The sequence below is a fragment of the Sorangium sp. So ce375 genome, assembly GCF_051473855.1.
In the GTDB taxonomy this organism is placed as follows: Bacteria; Myxococcota_A; Polyangia; order Polyangiales; family Polyangiaceae; genus Sorangium.
In genome coordinates, this window is the sequence record NZ_CP150335.1 from 9,168,604 (window position 1) to 9,184,584 (window position 15,981).

14 protein-coding genes are annotated in these 15,981 nt (G+C 71.9%); 13 read left to right on the top strand and 1 reads right to left on the bottom strand.

Going from position 1 to position 15,981, the window contains the following annotated elements; genetic code table 11:
- The first annotated feature begins 242 nt into the window (after nucleotides 1–242).
- From WME90_RS34125 to WME90_RS34170, 10 genes are all read left to right on the top strand, one after another.
- Nucleotides 243–1,589: a serine/threonine-protein kinase gene (locus tag WME90_RS34125; RefSeq protein WP_437276233.1), complete on the top strand. Its 1,347-nt coding sequence runs from the start codon at nucleotides 243–245 to the stop codon at nucleotides 1,587–1,589.
- Nucleotides 1,590–1,685: 96 nt separating this feature from the next.
- Entirely contained in the window at nucleotides 1,686–2,672 is a 987-nt protein-coding gene (locus WME90_RS34130; RefSeq protein ID WP_437276234.1) for an AAA family ATPase, read from the top strand.
- Entirely contained in the window at nucleotides 2,669–3,577 is a 909-nt protein-coding gene (locus WME90_RS34135) for a DUF58 domain-containing protein (protein WP_437276235.1), read from the top strand. The genes WME90_RS34130 and WME90_RS34135 overlap by 4 nt, the downstream gene beginning before the upstream one ends.
- On the top strand, nucleotides 3,574–4,839 hold the full coding sequence (locus WME90_RS34140) for a hypothetical protein (RefSeq protein WP_437276236.1): 1,266 nt from the start codon (nucleotides 3,574–3,576) through the stop codon (nucleotides 4,837–4,839). The genes WME90_RS34135 and WME90_RS34140 overlap by 4 nt, the downstream gene beginning before the upstream one ends.
- Nucleotides 4,836–5,981 (top strand): vWA domain-containing protein, encoded by a 1,146-nt coding sequence (locus tag WME90_RS34145; protein ID WP_437276237.1) that lies wholly within the window; start codon nucleotides 4,836–4,838, stop codon nucleotides 5,979–5,981. The genes WME90_RS34140 and WME90_RS34145 overlap by 4 nt, the downstream gene beginning before the upstream one ends.
- A complete protein-coding gene (locus WME90_RS34150; protein WP_437276238.1) occupies nucleotides 5,978–7,132 on the top strand; it encodes a vWA domain-containing protein in 1,155 nt (384 codons plus the stop codon). The genes WME90_RS34145 and WME90_RS34150 overlap by 4 nt, the downstream gene beginning before the upstream one ends.
- Nucleotides 7,119–8,201 (top strand): tetratricopeptide repeat protein, encoded by a 1,083-nt coding sequence (locus WME90_RS34155; protein WP_437276239.1) that lies wholly within the window; start codon nucleotides 7,119–7,121, stop codon nucleotides 8,199–8,201. The genes WME90_RS34150 and WME90_RS34155 overlap by 14 nt, the downstream gene beginning before the upstream one ends.
- Complete coding sequence (locus WME90_RS34160; RefSeq protein WP_437276240.1) at nucleotides 8,198–10,213, top strand: BatD family protein; 2,016 nt, start codon at nucleotides 8,198–8,200, stop codon at nucleotides 10,211–10,213. The genes WME90_RS34155 and WME90_RS34160 overlap by 4 nt, the downstream gene beginning before the upstream one ends.
- Nucleotides 10,210–11,046, top strand: a complete 837-nt coding sequence (locus WME90_RS34165) for a hypothetical protein (RefSeq protein ID WP_437276241.1) — start codon at nucleotides 10,210–10,212, stop codon at nucleotides 11,044–11,046. Before WME90_RS34160 ends, WME90_RS34165 begins: the two co-directional genes overlap by 4 nt.
- 29 nt (nucleotides 11,047–11,075) lie before the next feature.
- Complete coding sequence (locus tag WME90_RS34170; RefSeq protein ID WP_012239127.1) at nucleotides 11,076–11,657, top strand: hypothetical protein; 582 nt, start codon at nucleotides 11,076–11,078, stop codon at nucleotides 11,655–11,657.
- A gap of 29 nt (nucleotides 11,658–11,686) precedes the next feature.
- Here the strand turns inward: WME90_RS34170 and WME90_RS34175 are convergent, their stop codons facing one another.
- On the bottom strand, nucleotides 11,687–12,250 hold the full coding sequence (locus WME90_RS34175) for an ExbD/TolR family protein (RefSeq protein ID WP_437276242.1): 564 nt from the start codon (nucleotides 12,248–12,250) through the stop codon (nucleotides 11,687–11,689).
- 695 nt (nucleotides 12,251–12,945) lie between these two features.
- On the opposite strand from WME90_RS34175, the gene WME90_RS34180 reads away from it, so the two are divergent.
- The 3 genes from WME90_RS34180 to WME90_RS34190 all read left to right on the top strand — a co-directional run bounded on the left by WME90_RS34180 (nucleotide 12,946) and on the right by WME90_RS34190 (nucleotide 15,981).
- Nucleotides 12,946–13,800 (top strand): helix-turn-helix domain-containing protein, encoded by an 855-nt coding sequence (locus WME90_RS34180; protein ID WP_437276243.1) that lies wholly within the window; start codon nucleotides 12,946–12,948, stop codon nucleotides 13,798–13,800.
- A 153-nt stretch (nucleotides 13,801–13,953) separates the two neighbouring features.
- Nucleotides 13,954–15,093 carry a phospholipase D-like domain-containing protein gene (locus tag WME90_RS34185; RefSeq protein WP_437276244.1) on the top strand — a complete coding sequence of 380 codons (1,140 nt, stop codon included), beginning with the start codon at nucleotides 13,954–13,956 and terminating at the stop codon, nucleotides 15,091–15,093.
- Between the two features lie 48 nt (nucleotides 15,094–15,141).
- Complete coding sequence (locus WME90_RS34190) at nucleotides 15,142–15,981, top strand: AAA family ATPase (protein ID WP_437276245.1); 840 nt, start codon at nucleotides 15,142–15,144, stop codon at nucleotides 15,979–15,981.

Here is a 15,981-nt window from a genome sequence, read left to right on the forward strand (position 1 = left end):
CCTCCTTCCATCACCAAGCGATAGAGGCAGTCTAACCGTATTCACGCCGGCTGATCCTCGACAACTGGAAAATTGTTTGAGATCAGCGCTCGTTCCTGGAACGCTCTCGCACGGCCGGCCTGGAACGCTCTCGCACGGCCGGCCTGGAACGCTCTCGCACCGTCGGTGAGCGCTTCAACACGGTCGGATTCACGACGACACAGGAGTCGCAGGTACGAGCTGTGATAGCGCCCGTCGATCTTGTGCCAGGCCAGCTTCTCGGCCGATATGAGCTGCTGATCGCTATCGCGCAGGGCGGAATGGGCACCGTGTGGGCGGCCCGAGAGCGCGGCGGGGCGGCGGGCGACAAGATCGTGGCCGTCAAGACGATGCTGCCGGCGCTCTCCAGCGATCCGCGCTGCAAGCGTATGTTCCTCACGGAGTCGCGCATCGCGGCCCGGATCAAGCACCCGAATGTGTGCGCGATCCTGGACCAAGGTGAGCAGAGCGGGGTGCTCTACTTCGTGATGGAGTGGATCGACGGCGACGCGCTCGTGGCGCTGCTCGGCGGCAGCACGCGCAAGCAGGGGAGGCCGCTCCCCCTTCCCGTCGCGGTGCGGATCGCGATCGAGGCGGCGCGGGGGCTCCACGCGGCCCACGAGCTACGGGACGACGACGGCGCGCTGGTCGGGCTCGTTCACCGGGACGTCTCGCCGCACAACATCCTGATCACGCGGGACGGCTCGGTCAAAATCGCCGATTTCGGCGTGGCCAAGGCCATGGCGCAGGCGGACAACCCGACGACAAACACCGGGCACATGAAGGGCAAGATCCTCTTCATGGCGCCCGAGCAGGTCTATAGCGAGCAGCTGGACCGGCGGTCCGACATCTTCGCGCTCGGGATCGTGCTCTATCAGCTGACGACGGGCACCCACCCCTTCGCCGCGAGCCACGACCTCGCGACGATGGCGCGCATCGCGCGGCCCGAGCCGGTCGATCCGCCGGGCGCGCTCGTCCCCGGGTACCCGCCCGCGCTCGAGGCGGCGGTGATGCGCGCGCTCGCCAAGGATCCGGCCGAGCGGTTCGCGACGATGGCCGAGCTCGCGGACGCGCTGGAGGCGGTGAACGCCGCCCTCGGCAGCCGCGCCGACGAGGTCACGGCGTACCTCCGCGACGCGCTCGCCGCGCGCACCACGCGCTGCGCGGCGATGATCAAGGACGCGCTGCGCGCCGCCGAGGGCAGGTCGCGCGGGCGCACGCCCTCGCGCCTGGACCCGCGCCGCCGCGCCCGGACGATCGCCACCGCGGCGGCGCTCGTCGCGTCGGGCGCGCTGCTCGGGGCGGCGATGCTCCTGTGGATCGGCCTCGGGGAGGGCCCCGGCGCGCCTCCCGTGGCGGTGCCCGCGGCGCCGGCCATCACGGAGGAGCCGCCCCCGGGGGTCCGCACCGCCGAGCCGCGCGCGCCGGAGCCCCCGCGCGCGCCGGAGCCGGCCCCGTCCACCGCGCCCGTGACGCCGCCGTCCTCGGCCCCCGCCGCGACCGCGAGCCCACCTCGCTCGCGATCGCCTGCCGAGACCGGGCGAGCCAAGTTCCGCGAGCCCGGCTTCTGACGCTGCGGAGCGCCGAGGCCCGCCTCGCGCCGAGGAATATTCGGGCCGCGCCGGTTGTCCTCGGGCGGCCGGGCTTGCTATGAGCTCCCACCCGTTATGCACGACGTACGCGCCCTGAACGAGCTGGTCGCAAAAGAGAGCGCCTTCATCGACACCCTGCTGACCGAGGTCGGCAAGGTCATCGTCGGTCAGACGTACATGATCGAGCGCATCCTCATCGGGCTGCTGACCGGGGGACACGTCCTTCTCGAGGGCGTCCCGGGCCTCGCCAAGACGCTCACGGTGCGGACGCTCTGCGACGCCATCCACGCGAAGTTCTCGCGGATCCAGTTCACGCCGGATCTGCTGCCCGCCGACCTCATCGGCACCGTCATCTACAACCACCAGAAGGGCGACTTCACGTCCAAGCTGGGCCCGATCTTCGCGAACCTCGTGCTCGCCGACGAGATCAACCGCGCCCCGGCGAAGGTGCAGAGCGCGCTCCTCGAGGCGATGCAGGAGCGGCAGGTCACGATCGGCGACACGACCTACCCGCTGCCGAGCCCGTTCGTGGTCATGGCGACCCAGAACCCGATCGAGCAAGAGGGGACCTACCGCCTCCCCGAGGCGCAGATCGACAGGTTCATGCTCATGGTCAAGGTCGGGTACCCCGCGCGGGCCGAGGAGCGGCAGATCATCGACCGCACGACGGCGGTGATCGAGGGCAAGGCCGCGAAGGTGACGACGCCCGAGGAGCTCGTGTCCGCGCGCAAGGTCGTGCGCGACGTGTACATGGATGACCGCGTGAAGGACTACATCGTCGACGTCGTCTTCGCGACGCGCGAGCCCGGGCAGAAGGGGATGCGGGAGCTGAGCAGCCTCATCGAGTACGGGGCGAGCCCGCGCGCCTCGATCGCGCTCGCGCTCGCGGCGCGCGCGCACGCCTTCCTGCGCCACCGCGGCTACGTCACGCCGGAGGACGTGAAGGCGATCGGCCCCGACGTGCTCCGGCACCGGGTCGTCCTGACCTACGAGGCGGAGGCCGAGGAGGTCACGTCCGAGCAGATCGTCCGGCGCGTGTTCGAGGTGGTCGAGGTGCCGTGATCAAGGCCTCCGGCTCGAAGAACCCGCTGCCGCCGGAGCTCCTCAAGCAGCTCCGGCGCATCGAGATCCGGACGCAGCGGCTCGCCAACGAGCAGCTCTCCGGGACGTACTCGTCCGTCTTCAAGGGGCAGGGCCTCTCGTTCCGCGAGGTCCGCGCCTACATGCCGGGCGACGACGTGCGCTGGATCGACTGGAACGTCTCGGCCCGCATGAGCGAGCCGTTCGTGAAGGTGTTCGTCGAGGAGCGGGAGATGACCGTCATGCTGGTCGTCGACGCCTCGCAGAGCGAGCAGTTCGGCACGCGGCGCGCGTCGAAGGCGCGCGTCGCCGCCGAGATCGCCGCGCTCTGCTCCTTCAGCGCCATCAAGAACAACGATCGCGTGGGCCTCGTGCTCGCGACCGAGGCGATCGAGAAGCTCGTCCCGCCGAAGAAGGGGGACAAGCACGTGATGCGGGTCATCCGGGAGATCCTTGGGCACGAGCCCAAGTACACGGGGACGAACCTGAAGCTCGCGCTCGAGACCCTGGTGAAGGTGGCCAAGCGGAGGAGCGTGGCCTTCGTGATCAGCGATTTCTTCGCCTCCGGCTTCGAGCGCTCGCTCTCGCTCGCGAGCGCCAAGCACGACGTGATCCCGGTGATGCTCGTCGACCCGCGCGACGAGGAGCTGCCCGACGTGGGGCTCGCGACGTTCGAGGACCTGGAGACCGGAGAAGAGGTCGTGGTGGACACCGGCGACCGGGCGGTGCGCGACCACTACCGCGCCGCCATGCGCAAGCTCCGGGGCGACCGCGACAGGCTGTTCAAGAAGCTCGCGCTCGACGCGGTGGTGGTGAAGACCGGCGAGAGCTTCGTGAGCCCGCTGCGCGACCTGTTCGCCAAGCGGGCGCGGAGGCTCAGGCGATGAGGCCGCGCCGCTCTTCGGTCCACGACGCGCCCGGCGCGAGCCCGCGCGGGTGGGCCACGCGGCCGCTCGCGTGGGCCGCGCTCGCGGCGGCGCTCGCGTCCGCGGCGCCGGCGAGATCGCAGCCGGGCGCTGGCGGCGCCGGCGGGCCCGCGGCGGACGACGCCCCCCCGCCGCCGCCAGCGCCGGCGCCGATGCCGACGGCGACGGAGCGCGGCGGGAGCGTGTGGGCCTCGTGCGCGGAGCACGTGCCGCCCGGCGCGACGCGACCCCAGATCACGGAGGCGTTCCCGAGGAACGGGTTCAGCGGGTACGCGGCCCACCTCGAGATCACCGTCGCGCACGGCAAGGGCGAGACGGTGCTGCCGGAGGGCTTCAAGGTCCAGAGCGACAGCGACGCCGCGCGCGCGATCGAGAAGGCGGGGTTCGTGCTGCCCGAGGCCGACGCCGGCGCGGGTCCGACCAGCACGACGACGGCGACCGACACCGGCGCGACGACCAAGCTCGTCATCCCGTTCGTCCCGCTGCCCAAGGAGCCCGGGAGGAGCGCGCTCCTGCTGCCGCCGGTGCCGATCGCCGTGTCCCGCGCGAGCGGGGAGCTCGTCACGGTCTGCACCCAGCCGCACGAGATCGTGATCGAGGACCCGATCGCCAACGACCGGGATCCCAAGGTCAAGCCGAACCCGCCGCCGCGGCCGCAGCGGGAGGAGTGGGTGCTCGCGAAGCAGCTCACCGTCGGCATCCTCATCGGCGCGGCGCTCGCGCTGATCGTGGGCTGGCTGGTCTGGCGCTGGATGCGCCGGCCCCGCGTGGTGGCCGCCCCGCCGCCCAAGCTGCCGTGGGTCGCCGCGCTCGAGGAGCTCGAGGCGCTCCGGCGCTCGGACCTGCTCGGCGAGGGGCGGACCGACGAGTACTTCGACCGCGTGAGCGACTGCGTGCGCAAGTACCTCGGCGCGCGGTACGGCTTCGACGGCCTCGAGACGACGAGCGACGAGATGCGCGCGCTGCTCGCGCGGGTGCGCCCGCCCGTGCCGGTGCTGACGCAGATCGCGCGGTTCCTCGCCAGCTGCGACCTCGTGAAGTTCGCGCGCCTCCAGCCGACCGAGGCCGACTGCCTCACGGCGCTCGACGACGGCGAGATCATCGTGCACCGCACGATGCCGCCGGCGGCGCGGCCCGGCGAGGGCGCCGGCCCCGGGAGCTCGCCCGCCGGCAGGGAGCAGACGCCCGCTCGCCCGTCCCGGGCGCCGGAGGAGGCGCCTTGAGCCGCACGAAGCGCGCGGCGCTCGCCCTCCTCGCGACGCTCGTCGTCGCCGCGCTCGCCTGCGTCTACCCGTACCTCGCGCGCCGCGAGGCCTGGTCCTCGCCGAGCTGGCAGAACCCGTGGCTCTTGCTCGCGCTCGTCGCGGTGCCCGTCGTCTGGTACTGGGGCATCTTCGCGGAGGACGCGCGCAGGCCTCGGCTCCGGCTCGGCACGGTCGCGCCGCTCGCGCGCGGGCCGCGCGGCCTGCGCAGCCACCTGCGCGACCTGCCGGGCGTGCTGCGCGCCGTGGCGCTCGCGCTGTTCGTCGTCGCGATGGGGCGGCCGGTCAGCGTGCTCCGCGAGCAGCGCTCGGACGACAAGGGCATCGACATCGTCGTGGCGCTCGACCTGTCGGGCTCGATGCGCGCGATCCTCGACGCGCGGGCGAGCGATCTCCCCGGCCAGCCGAAGCTGCCGCGCGGCAAGCGGCTGACCCGGCTCGACACGGCCAAGCTCGTCCTCCAGGACTTCATCAGCCGCAGGAAGACCGATCGCCTCGGCGTCGTCGTCTTCGGCAAGGCCGCTTACGTGCTGTCGCCGCCGACGCTCGACTACCACCTGCTGACGCAGATGGTCTCGCAGATGACGCTCAACGTGATCGACGGCAGCGCGACGGCGATCGGCGACGCGCTCGGCACGGCGGTCGCCCGCCTGCGCAGGAGCGACGCGCAGTCGAAGGTCGTCATCCTCCTGACCGACGGCGACTCGAACGCCGGGGCCATCTCCCCCGAGTACGCGACCCACCTCGCGACCACGCTCGGCGCGAAGGTCTACACGATCCAGATCGGCACCGACGACGAGGTCGAGGTCGAGGACGGCATCGATCTCTTCGGGCAGCCGCGCTACGTGCGCCACCGCTTCCCGGTGAACCCCGCGCTGCTCCAGGAGATCGCGCAGAAGACGGGCGGCGCGTCGTACGTGGCGACCGACGCGAAGGCGCTCGCGGACAGCATGCACGACGTGCTCGACCGGCTGGAGAAGACCCGCTTCGAGGCGTCGAGCGCCGCGTACGAGGATCTGTTCCCGTTCCTGCTCCTGCCCGGGGTGTTCCTGATCGGGCTCGACGCGCTCCTGCGCGCGTGGCTGCTCCGGAGGTTCCCGTGAACTTTGCGGCCCCCTGGTTCCTGCTCGGGACAGCGTTCGCGGCGCTGATCGGCCTCCTGCTCATCCTCGGCGGCTTCGGCGTGGCGCGCGCCATCAAGCGCTTCGGCGACGAGGATCGCGTGAAGGCGCTCACCACGGCGGATCCGGCGAAGCGCCGCGCCTGGAAGGGCGTCCTGCTCGTGCTCGCGACGGCGCTCGCGTTCGTGGCGGCGGCGCGCCCCCAGTACGGCAAGGGCACGCGGCTCGTGCCGGCGACCAACGTCGACGTGGTGATCGTGCTCGACTACTCGAAGAGCATGTACGCGCGCGACGTCGAGCCGTCCCGCATCTTCCGGGCGAAGGTCGAGGTCGCCCGCCTCATCAAGGATCTCGAGGGCGCGCGCTTCGGCGCGGTCGCGTTCGCCGGCGAGCCGATGGGCTTCCCGCTGACCGCCGACGGCGCGGCGATCGCGCAGTTCTTCCGCCAGCTCGATCCGAACGACATGCCGATCGGCGGCACCGCGATCGCGCGCGCGCTCGACCAGGCGAGCGAGCTCCTGAAGCGCGATCCGAAGTCCGCCGAGCACAAGCGGATCATCCTGCTCGTCACGGACGGCGAGGACCTCGAGGGCTATCCGCTGAGCGTCGCCCAGGCGATCGGCGCCCAGGGCACGACGATCCACGTCGTGCAGATCGGCGGGCGCACGCCGGAGCCGATCCCGGAGATCGGCCCGGACGGCCGCATCGTCGGGTGGCGGACGGATCGCCAGGGCAAGCCGCTCACGACCGAGCTGTCGCTGTCGGGCGAGCAGCAGCTCGCGTCGATCGCGCAGGCGACGCCGGGCGGGCAGATCATCCGCGCGGAGAAGGGGACCACGGGCATCGACACGATCGCCGCGGAGCTCCGGCGGCAGATGAAGAGCGAGTTCTCGGAGCGGGTCGAGACGGTCTACGCGGACGTCTATTTCTACCCGCTCGGCCTCGCGATCCTGCTCCTCATCGCCGAGGTGTTCCTCAAGGACGCCCCGCGCCGTCGCTTCGTGGCGACGCGCCCCGAGGCCGCGCCGAAGCGCGCCGCGCTGCTGAAGAGGCGCCCGGCCGGCGAGGACCTCGCGGCGGGAGCGGGGCAGGCCGCGGGGAGCAACGCCGGAGGGCAGCATGCCGCGTCGTGATCGCAAGCGGGTGGATCTCGCCGGGTTCTTCGCGCGCCGCGGGCGCTGGATCGCGATCGGGCTCGCCGCCGCGTGCCTCACGGGCGCCGCGTTCTCGGCGGCGACCGGGTGCAGCGGGTGGGATCCGACGTCCCCGTTCGAGCGGAACGCGCCGGCGGTCGACCAGGCGATCCGCGATCTCGACGCGGGCAACCTCGAGTCTGCCGAGCAGGCCCTCGAGAGCTACCTGGGGACGGGCCCGTGCAGCGACGCCGGCATCGGGCTCCCGGACTCCGTGCGTCAGAAGCCGAACGGCTCGTTCGATCTCGGGCTGACGCTGTTCCATCTGGCCGAGCGCTACGGTCATCGGTTCGGTGACGAGGAGCTCGCGGACGGCGGGCCGGAGCAGGAGCAGAACGATGCGCTGCGCGGGATCGAGATCGACTGCGCGCAGATCCTCCTGAAGGCGATCGGGGCCGATCCGAGCGTGCCGGCCGACCTGCGCGCGCGGGCCCGCTATCTCTCGGGCAACCTCGAGTTCTTGCGGCAGAAGTACGAGGATGCCGTGACGTATTACGACCAGGCGCTGGCCATCATCCCCGGGATCCTCGAGGAGGCCGGCGGCGACGGCGTCGGCCGGGACGCGGCCTGGAACCGGGCGATCGCCCTTCGGCGCATCGAGGACCAGAAGGACGCCGCCCCGCCGGACGCCGAGCCCGATGCGCCGCCGGACGCCGAGCCCGACGCGCCGCCGGACGCCGAGCCCGACGCGGGCGACGACGGCGGCGACCAGGACGCGGGCGACGACGGCGGCGACCAGGACGCGGGCGACGACGGCGGCGACCAGGACGCGGGCAACGACGGCGGCGACCAGGATCAGAGCCCTGACGCTGGTCCGCAGGATCAGGCGCCCGACGCCGGCTCACCCGAGCAGCCCGAGCCACCGCGCGAGCAGCCCCAGCAGCAGCCGCAGACCGGTCGGCAGGACGATCGCATCCTCGACCAGCTCGAGGAGGCGCCGACGTACCAGGAGCAGGAAGCGAAGAACAAGGCCGGCATGCGGCGCGGCCGCGGGATGGAGGACAAGTGACGCGCCCGCCGCGCTCCCTCGTCCATCACGCGCTCGCCGCGCTCGCCCCGCCGCTCGCGCTGGCCGCGCGCTCCCCTGCCCCGCCCGCGCTCGCCCTGCCGCGCCTTGCGCCGCTCGCGACCGCGCTGCTGATGGCGTTGGCCGCGCTGCTCGCCCCGCTCCGCGCGCGCGCCCAGCAGCCGGAGCTCTCGGCGCACGCGAGCGCCACCGAGGTCGAGGTCGGCGAGCCGTTCACGGTCGAGGTGAAGGCGCTCGTGGAGCGCGGCGGCGACATGCCGTCCGATCCGCAGCTGCGCGTCCCGCCCGACCTGTCCGTCGTCTCGGGCCCGAGCATCGGGACGCAGATGATGACGCAGCTCGGGGGCGGCGTGATGAAGACGCAGCTGGGCATCAGCGCGACGTGGCAGATCGTCGCGAACAAGCCCGGCCGCTACACCATCCCGGGGCCGACGATCTCGTGGAACGGCAAGCGCCTGCCGGCGGATCCGATCCTGATCAAGGTCGTGCCGGCGAGCGGGCGGCCGCGCCGGCCGAGCAACCCATTCCTGTTGCCTGGCGGCCCGCTGCAGGGCTTCCCGTGGCCGTTCGGCGGTCCGGGCGGCATCTTCGACGACGATGACGTCGAGAAAGAGCCTGAGGATCAGGCGCCGGAGCTCGCGATGCCGAGCGAGCCTGCCCCGATCGTGTTCCTGCGCGCCATCCCCGACAAGACGACCGCGGTGGTCGGCGAGCAGGTCACGGTCTCGTTCTACCTGTACTTGCGCGAGAACGCCGAGATGAGCGAGCCCCGGGCGGCGCCCGCCGCGGACTTCCTCCGCTACGCGCTCCTCGAGGACCCCCGCCACGAGCGGCCCGTGTACACGCGGGTCGGCGGGCAGCGCTTCGCGGCCCGCCTTGTCGACAAGCTGGCGCTGTTCCCTCTGAAGGCAGGCGAGCTGCACACGGGCAGCATGCAGGCGCGCATCACGGGCCGCCGGATCGGCGCGCGCGTGCTGCGTGAGTCGAACGACGTCGTCGTCCAGGTCACCGAGCCGCCCCTCGCCGGCCGCCCGTCCGGCTATGCCGTCGGCGACGTCGGTCAGTTCACGCTCAAGGCGACGGTGCAGCCGCGCCAGATCGAGCAGGGCGGCTCGGTCGCCGTGACCGTGCAGATCGCGGGCACCGGCAACTTCCCCCAGTCGCTCCGTGTGCCGGAGCGGACCGGCCTCGATTGGCTCGACCCGGAGAAGCGCGACGCGATCGAGCCGCGCGGCGGCGCGATCGGCGGCACCCGGACGTTCGGCTACGTCGTCCGGATCCAGGAGAGCGGCGCGGTGGATCTCGGGAAGATCGAGTTTCCCTACTGGAATCCGGCGCAGAAGCGCTACGTGGTCGAGCGCGCCGACCTCGGCGTCGTCCAGGTGACCCCGGTGGCTCCTCCGGCGTCGTCCGGCCCGCCGTCCAGGGCGCCTCTCGCCGAGGGCGACGGCGCCGGCCGCGGCGAGCCGTTCGCGGCGATGCCGGGGCTCCGCACGTCGCTCGGCCCGTACGTTCCGCCCGCGACGCTGCCGCTCGACGGCGCGCCGTTCTGGCTGCTCCTGGCCGCGCCGCCGCTCGCCGTCACGCTGTTCGGCGCGGGCGATCGACTCCTGCGCCGGGCGCGCGATCGCCGCGCGGCGGGCGCGACCTCGCCTGCGCGGCTCGCGGCGATCGCCCAGCGCGAGGCGGAGGAGGCGGCCGCGCAGGGGGATCTCGGGGCGACGGCCGCGGCGATCGAGCGCGCGGTGCACCGGGCGATCGAGTCCGCGACGGGCCTCCGATCGCGCGGCGTCCTGCTCGCGGAGCTCCCGGGCGAGCTGGGCCGGCGCGGCGTCCCTGAGCCCCTGTCGACGCGCGCTTGCGAGGCGCTGGCCGCGTGCGAGGCGATCCGGTTCGAGCCGGCCGCGCAGGAGGGCGGAGGCGCCGCCGCGGCGGCGCTCGTCGAGCAGGGCCGCGCGGTCATGACCGAGCTCGCGCGACGGAAGCCCACGTGAACGGTCGCCGCAGGCGCCCCCTCGCCGTCGCGCTCCTCCTCGCCGCCGGCCTCGCGTCGGCGCTGCCGCCGAGCGACGCGCGCGCACAGCCGGCGGAGCCCCCTGAGGCGCTGTTCCAGCAGGGCACGGCGGCGCTCGGCCGCGGCGAGTACGGGGCGGCGATCGACACGTTCGAGCTGCTCGCCGACCGCGGCTTCGCGCACCCGGACGCGAGCTACAACCGCGGGCTCGCTTACGTCACGCGCGTCCGCGAGGGCGCGGATCGCCCTGGAGACCTCGGCCGAGCGGCGGCCGCGTTCGAGGAGGCGCTGCGGCTCCGTCCTGGCGACGCCGACGCGGATCGCGCGCTGGATCTGGTGCGCGCCGAGATCACCCGCCGGCGCTCGCGCCGCGCCACCGATGCGGTCGACGTGCGCCCGACGCTCGACCGCGTCATCGTCGGCCTCGCGTCGGAGCGCACCTGGGCGGCGGCGGCGCTGCTCGCCTCGCTGCTCCTCGCCTTGGGCGTCGTCCTGCGGCGCCGCCCTGCCGGCCCTGCGCACGTCGCGGGCAGCGTCCTTGCGCCGACGGCGCTCGTCGCGCTGCTCGCGCTGGTGCCGCTCACCTATGCGGCGCGGCACCTCCGCCTCACGACCCGGGCTGGCGTCGTGGTGGTCCCCGAGGTCAGGCTCCTCGACGAGGGCGGGCGTGCGCTGCCTCGCGCGGAGCAGAGCCCGATCCCCGAGGGAGCATCGGTCGAGGTCGGCAGGAGATCGGGCGGCCTCGCGGAGGTCCGCTGGGGCGCCACGGAGGGCTGGGTTCCTGCGTCGAGCATCCGGCTGCTCGCTCCATGAGCCGCGCCATCGTGTGCTAGGTTGTCCGCGTGTGGGTACGCCGCGCAGCCATTCGCCCCGTCCCCTCGTACGCTCAGGTGCCGGCGCGCGTCCTGTCGGAGATCGAGGATCAGCTCGCCGAGGATGATGACGACTCGCGCAAGCAGCTCGACGACGCGTTCACGCGCTTCGAGCAGACGCAGCCTGCGCTCGCGGACCGGATCTCCTCGGTGCTCTCGGGCCCGCTCGACGAGACGGCGCTCGCCCTCGGCTATTTCCTGACGCTCGCGATCTGGCTCGCCTTCGACGAGCTGTTCGGTCAGGACCTCGACGAGGTCACCGAGACGGCGCTCACGGGCGTCGAGGAGTCGCTGAACCTGGACGAGCAGATCCGCCTCCACGATCCTGCCGAGGCGGTGGACTCGGACGACGTCATCGCGATGGAGCAGCCCGACGTCCTCGCGTTCGTGCAGGAGCACCTCGACGCGGCCCTCGAGGCGAACGCGCACGAGGTCGACGTCGACGACGTCCACGCGATCTACCGGGTGGTGCTCATCGAGGTCCTGGCGCTGAGCTACGCCGTCCGCCCGCCCTCGAACTGGGTAGCGCTGACAACCGAGTTCACCGCGTAACGCCTTTCCCCATCTCTCGACCACCGCTCTCAGCGTGCCGAGAAGGTGGCCAGGAAGGCTGGCATCTCGGCATTGCGGCCGTCATCGAGGAGGACGGTCCGTCGCGGTGCGTTGATGGCGTCGAGCACGGCGACGAGCTCCCGGAACGGCGTCTTGTCGTCGCTGTGGAGCACGGCCTGGTCGGCGCGGCGGTCGCTCGGAGCGCGGTGCTCACCGCTCCGCTCCCACTCGCGCTGGATGGCCTCGCCGAGCTCCCTGTAACGGATCGCGGTGGCTCCCGCCCCGCCGATCTCGACAGGACGCTTGGGGACGCTCACCTCGCTCAAGACCGTCGCGCCCTGCTTCCACACGAGGTTGAACCGATCCTCGCCGACATGGACGTGCATCGTCCTGAGAGGCTCCTTCTGGCAGTCCGCCCCGCACCCCGCGGCGGCGGGCACCTCCGCGCTTGTCTTGAGTCGCGAGCTCGTGACCCACACCGCTGTGATCAGCAGGAAGGCGATGGTCACCATCAACAGATCGATGAACGGGATCATGTTGATCTCGCTGTTTCGCGCCCGCCTCTCGCCACCTCCCACGTCGACGCCTGCCATGGCTGCCTCCTTGTGTGCTTGTGTTGTCGCGGCGCTCGCCAGCTCGGCGGTCGCGCTGCGATAGGAGGACAGAGGGCGGCGCACGCGGGATGTTCCTGGAAAGCATCAAGGTGCATCCATCCCCGCCACGGACGAATCACGCGCGCGGGCGCGCAACGCCGGCGGTCCCCGATGGAAGGAGCGAGGCGCGCGCCGCGCACGTGGGTGACCCATGCTCCGTGTCGTCCACTATTTCGGACGACCTTCATCTTGTTCTGTTCGTCTACAGCGGAACGCGTTGGAGGCCTGGCGGGCTCGTCAATAGGCGCTCGCCCGAGCAAGGGACGGGCGAGGAGCGCGATTTCTCCGGCGTAGGCGAAGCTGCCGGCACCTTGCACACCGGCCGAGAGAGCTCCGTACCGTCCTCGGTTCGACGCAGCGTGCCAGCCCCGGTGCGTCATGGCCGATCATGACCGAGCTGTCCCTTGACAAACAATCCGTTATAACGGACGATGGGTCTACGGGTTGGAGGTGAAGCGGATGCGCCCCCAGAGTGCTCAAGTGATCGACCTGCAGGAGTACCGCCAGCGGCGGGTGGCTCGGAACGAACACGCTCCCGAGCGCGACAGGAACGTGTCGTCGGGCAGCTCCTTTACCATGCCGGTCGCCCTCTGGTGGTTCCCGATGTGGACGTGGATGCCCTTCTGGCAGATGCGATGAAATCGGTCCGTCAGAACACGCCACGGAGCTCGCCCGGGCTGGTTTCCGGCGAGGCGCTCGGCGCCTCGTTGCCCGTGGAGGGCTACGAAAACGGCGTGCAGGCCTCCGCCGTACCGACAGGGCGCTCCTCGTCGCCTGCTGGACCGCGCTCGCACCGCAGGTCGGAGAGCTTCGCTGGGCCCGCGAGCTCGTATGCCAGCCGCGCGACGGGAGAGGGCCAGCAGCCGGACGTGGACGAGGCGTCTGGAGCGGCGTGGGCGTACGAAATAGCTCCTCAGGACGCCTCCTCGGCGCTCACTGGCATCGTCGGGGCCAACCTGCGTCGGCTCCGGACCAAGCGCGGGCTCTCGCTCGAGCGCCTGGCGAAGGCGTCTGGCGTGAGCCGGGCGATGCTCAGCCAGATCGAGCTCGGCCAGAGCACACCGACGATCAACGTGCTCTGGAAGATCGCGCGGGCGCTCGGCGTGCCCTTCTCGACCTTGATCAGCGACCAGTCGCTCGGCGGCACATCGCTCATCCTGGCCGCGCGCGCCAAGGTGCTGACGTCGCACGATGGCTCGTTCACCTCGCGCGCGTTGTTCCCGTTCGATGTGCCGAGGACCGTCGAGTTCTACGAGATCACGCTCGCGCCCCTCGCCACGGAACATGCGGATCCTCACCCGCCCGGCACGGTGGAGAACCTCGTGGTGACGTCCGGAACGCTGGAGATGGTCGTCGGCAGCGAGCGCCACCAGCTTTCGACCGGCGACGCGATCCTGTTCGACGCGGACGTGCCCCATCAGTACCGGAACCCGACGGAACAGCAGGTCATCATGTACCTGGTGATGACGTACGTCGAGAAGACGGGCTGACCGGGGCACTCGACGGCTGACCGACGCCCACCGACCGACGCCCACCGACCGACGCCCACCGACCGACGCCCACCGACCATCAGGCCGCGGCGTCGCGCGCCCGTCCGCGCTATCATCGCGCCGCCTCGTCCCGGGCAGCCCGGCCCCCGCTGCATGTCCCAGCCCCCTCCTGCGCCCGCGTTCGCCGAGATGACCGTGGGAGCGCACCGCCTCGCGCTCCTCAAGGACGGTGCGCAGACCTACCCGGCCATGCTCGAGGCCATCGCCCGCGCCCGGCGGACGATCTGCCTCGAGACGTACATTTTCCGTGACGATCGCACCGGCCAGCGCTTCGCCGAGGCGCTCATGGAGCGGTCGGCGGCGGGCGTCGAGGTGAACGTGCTCTTCGACGCCTGGGGCTCTTCCGTCTCGTCGTCCTTCCTCGACAGGCTCCGCCGCGGCGGCGTCCGGCACCACGCGTTCCGCCCCCTCGATCTCTCCGCCCCGCTCGGGAAGGTCGCCCGCCGCGACCACCGCAAGGCGCTCATCGTCGACGGCGTGGTCGCCTTCACCGGCGGCCTCAACCTCTCCGACGACTACGCACCAGCGGAGGAGGGCGGCGCCGATTGGCGCGATACCCATCTCCGCATCGAGGGCCCCGCCGCCGCCGAGCTCCAGTACTTCTTCTTGCGAACATGGCAGCGCGCCGGCGGCGCCCCCACCGACGGCGAGCGCTACGGCTACGCCGAGCGCAGGCCCGATCCCGCCGTCCAGATCATCAGCAACGACCTCCCCCGCCGGAGGCACCGCCACGGCATCCGCGACGCCTACCGGCACGCCATCGAGCGCGCCCGGCGCAAGATCTTCATCACCAACGCGTACTTCCTGCCGCCGCTCCGGATCATCCACGCGCTCTCCGCCGCGGCCCGTCGCGGCGTCGACGTCAGGATCATGGTCGCCGGCACCACCGACGTGCCCGCGGTCCTGCTCGCGTCGCGCGCCCTCTACGGCCATCTCCTCGACGCCGGCGCCCGCATGTTCGAGTGGCGCGGCCGCGTCCTTCACGCCAAGACCGCGGTCATCGACGGCCTCTGGTCCACCGTCGGCTCCACCAACCTCGACAGCCAGTCGCTCCGCATGAACCTCGAGGTGAACGCCGTCGTCTCGCACCGCGGGTTCGCCGGCGCGATGGAGCGGATGTTCGCTGACGATCTCGCGTACTGCCACGAGATCACCGTCGCGCGCTGGACCCAGCGCCCCCTCTGGGAGCGGGCCGCCTCGTGGACGGCGTACCTCGCGCGCGACTGGCTCTGATCCCGCCGCGGTCCGCCGCGCTCGACGGCGGGGTGCTACCGTTCTGGCATGTCCGACTTCCGCCGCTTCCGCGGCACCGAACGCTACCTCACGAGCGAGGCGCTCGAGGCCGCCGTCACCTGCGCGCTCGTCCTGGAGCGGCCGCTCCTCGTCAAGGGAGAGCCCGGCACCGGCAAGACGCTGCTCGCCGAGGCCATCGCGCGGAGCCTGTCGGCCGAGCTCATCACCTGGCACGTCAAGAGCACCACGCGGGCGCAGGACGGGCTCTACGTCTACGACACCGTGCAGCGGCTCTACGAAGCGCGCTTCGGCGACGGCGACGTCCGCGACATCCGCCGGTACATCAAGCTCGGCCCCCTCGGCAGGGCGTTCAGCGCGTCGGTGCGCGTCGTGCTCCTCATCGACGAGGTCGACAAGGCGGACCTCGAGTTCCCGAACGATCTCCTCCACGAGCTCGATCGGATGCGCTTCCGCATCGCCGAGACAGGCGACGAGATCGCCGCCCGGGAGCGGCCCGTCGTGATCATCACCAGCAACAACGAAAAGGAGCTGCCGGACGCCTTCCTTCGCCGCTGCGTCTTCCACTTCATCGATTTCCCTGAGCCCGAGCTCATGCGGGAGATCATCCGCGTCCACCACCCCGATCTCGATCGGGCGCTCGCCGACCAGGCGATGCAGGTGTTCTACGAGATCCGGAAGAACAGCCGGATCCGGAAGCGCCCCTCGACGAGCGAGCTCATCGACTGGATCGCCGTGCTGCGCAGGGCGGGCGTGGGCGAGGTGAAGCTCGACCGGGCGCTGCCGTTCCTCGGCGCGCTGCTCAAGAAGGAGCAGGACCTTGTCGCGCTCGCCGACCAGCTGGCGGGCGGCAGGCGGCACCGGTCGTAG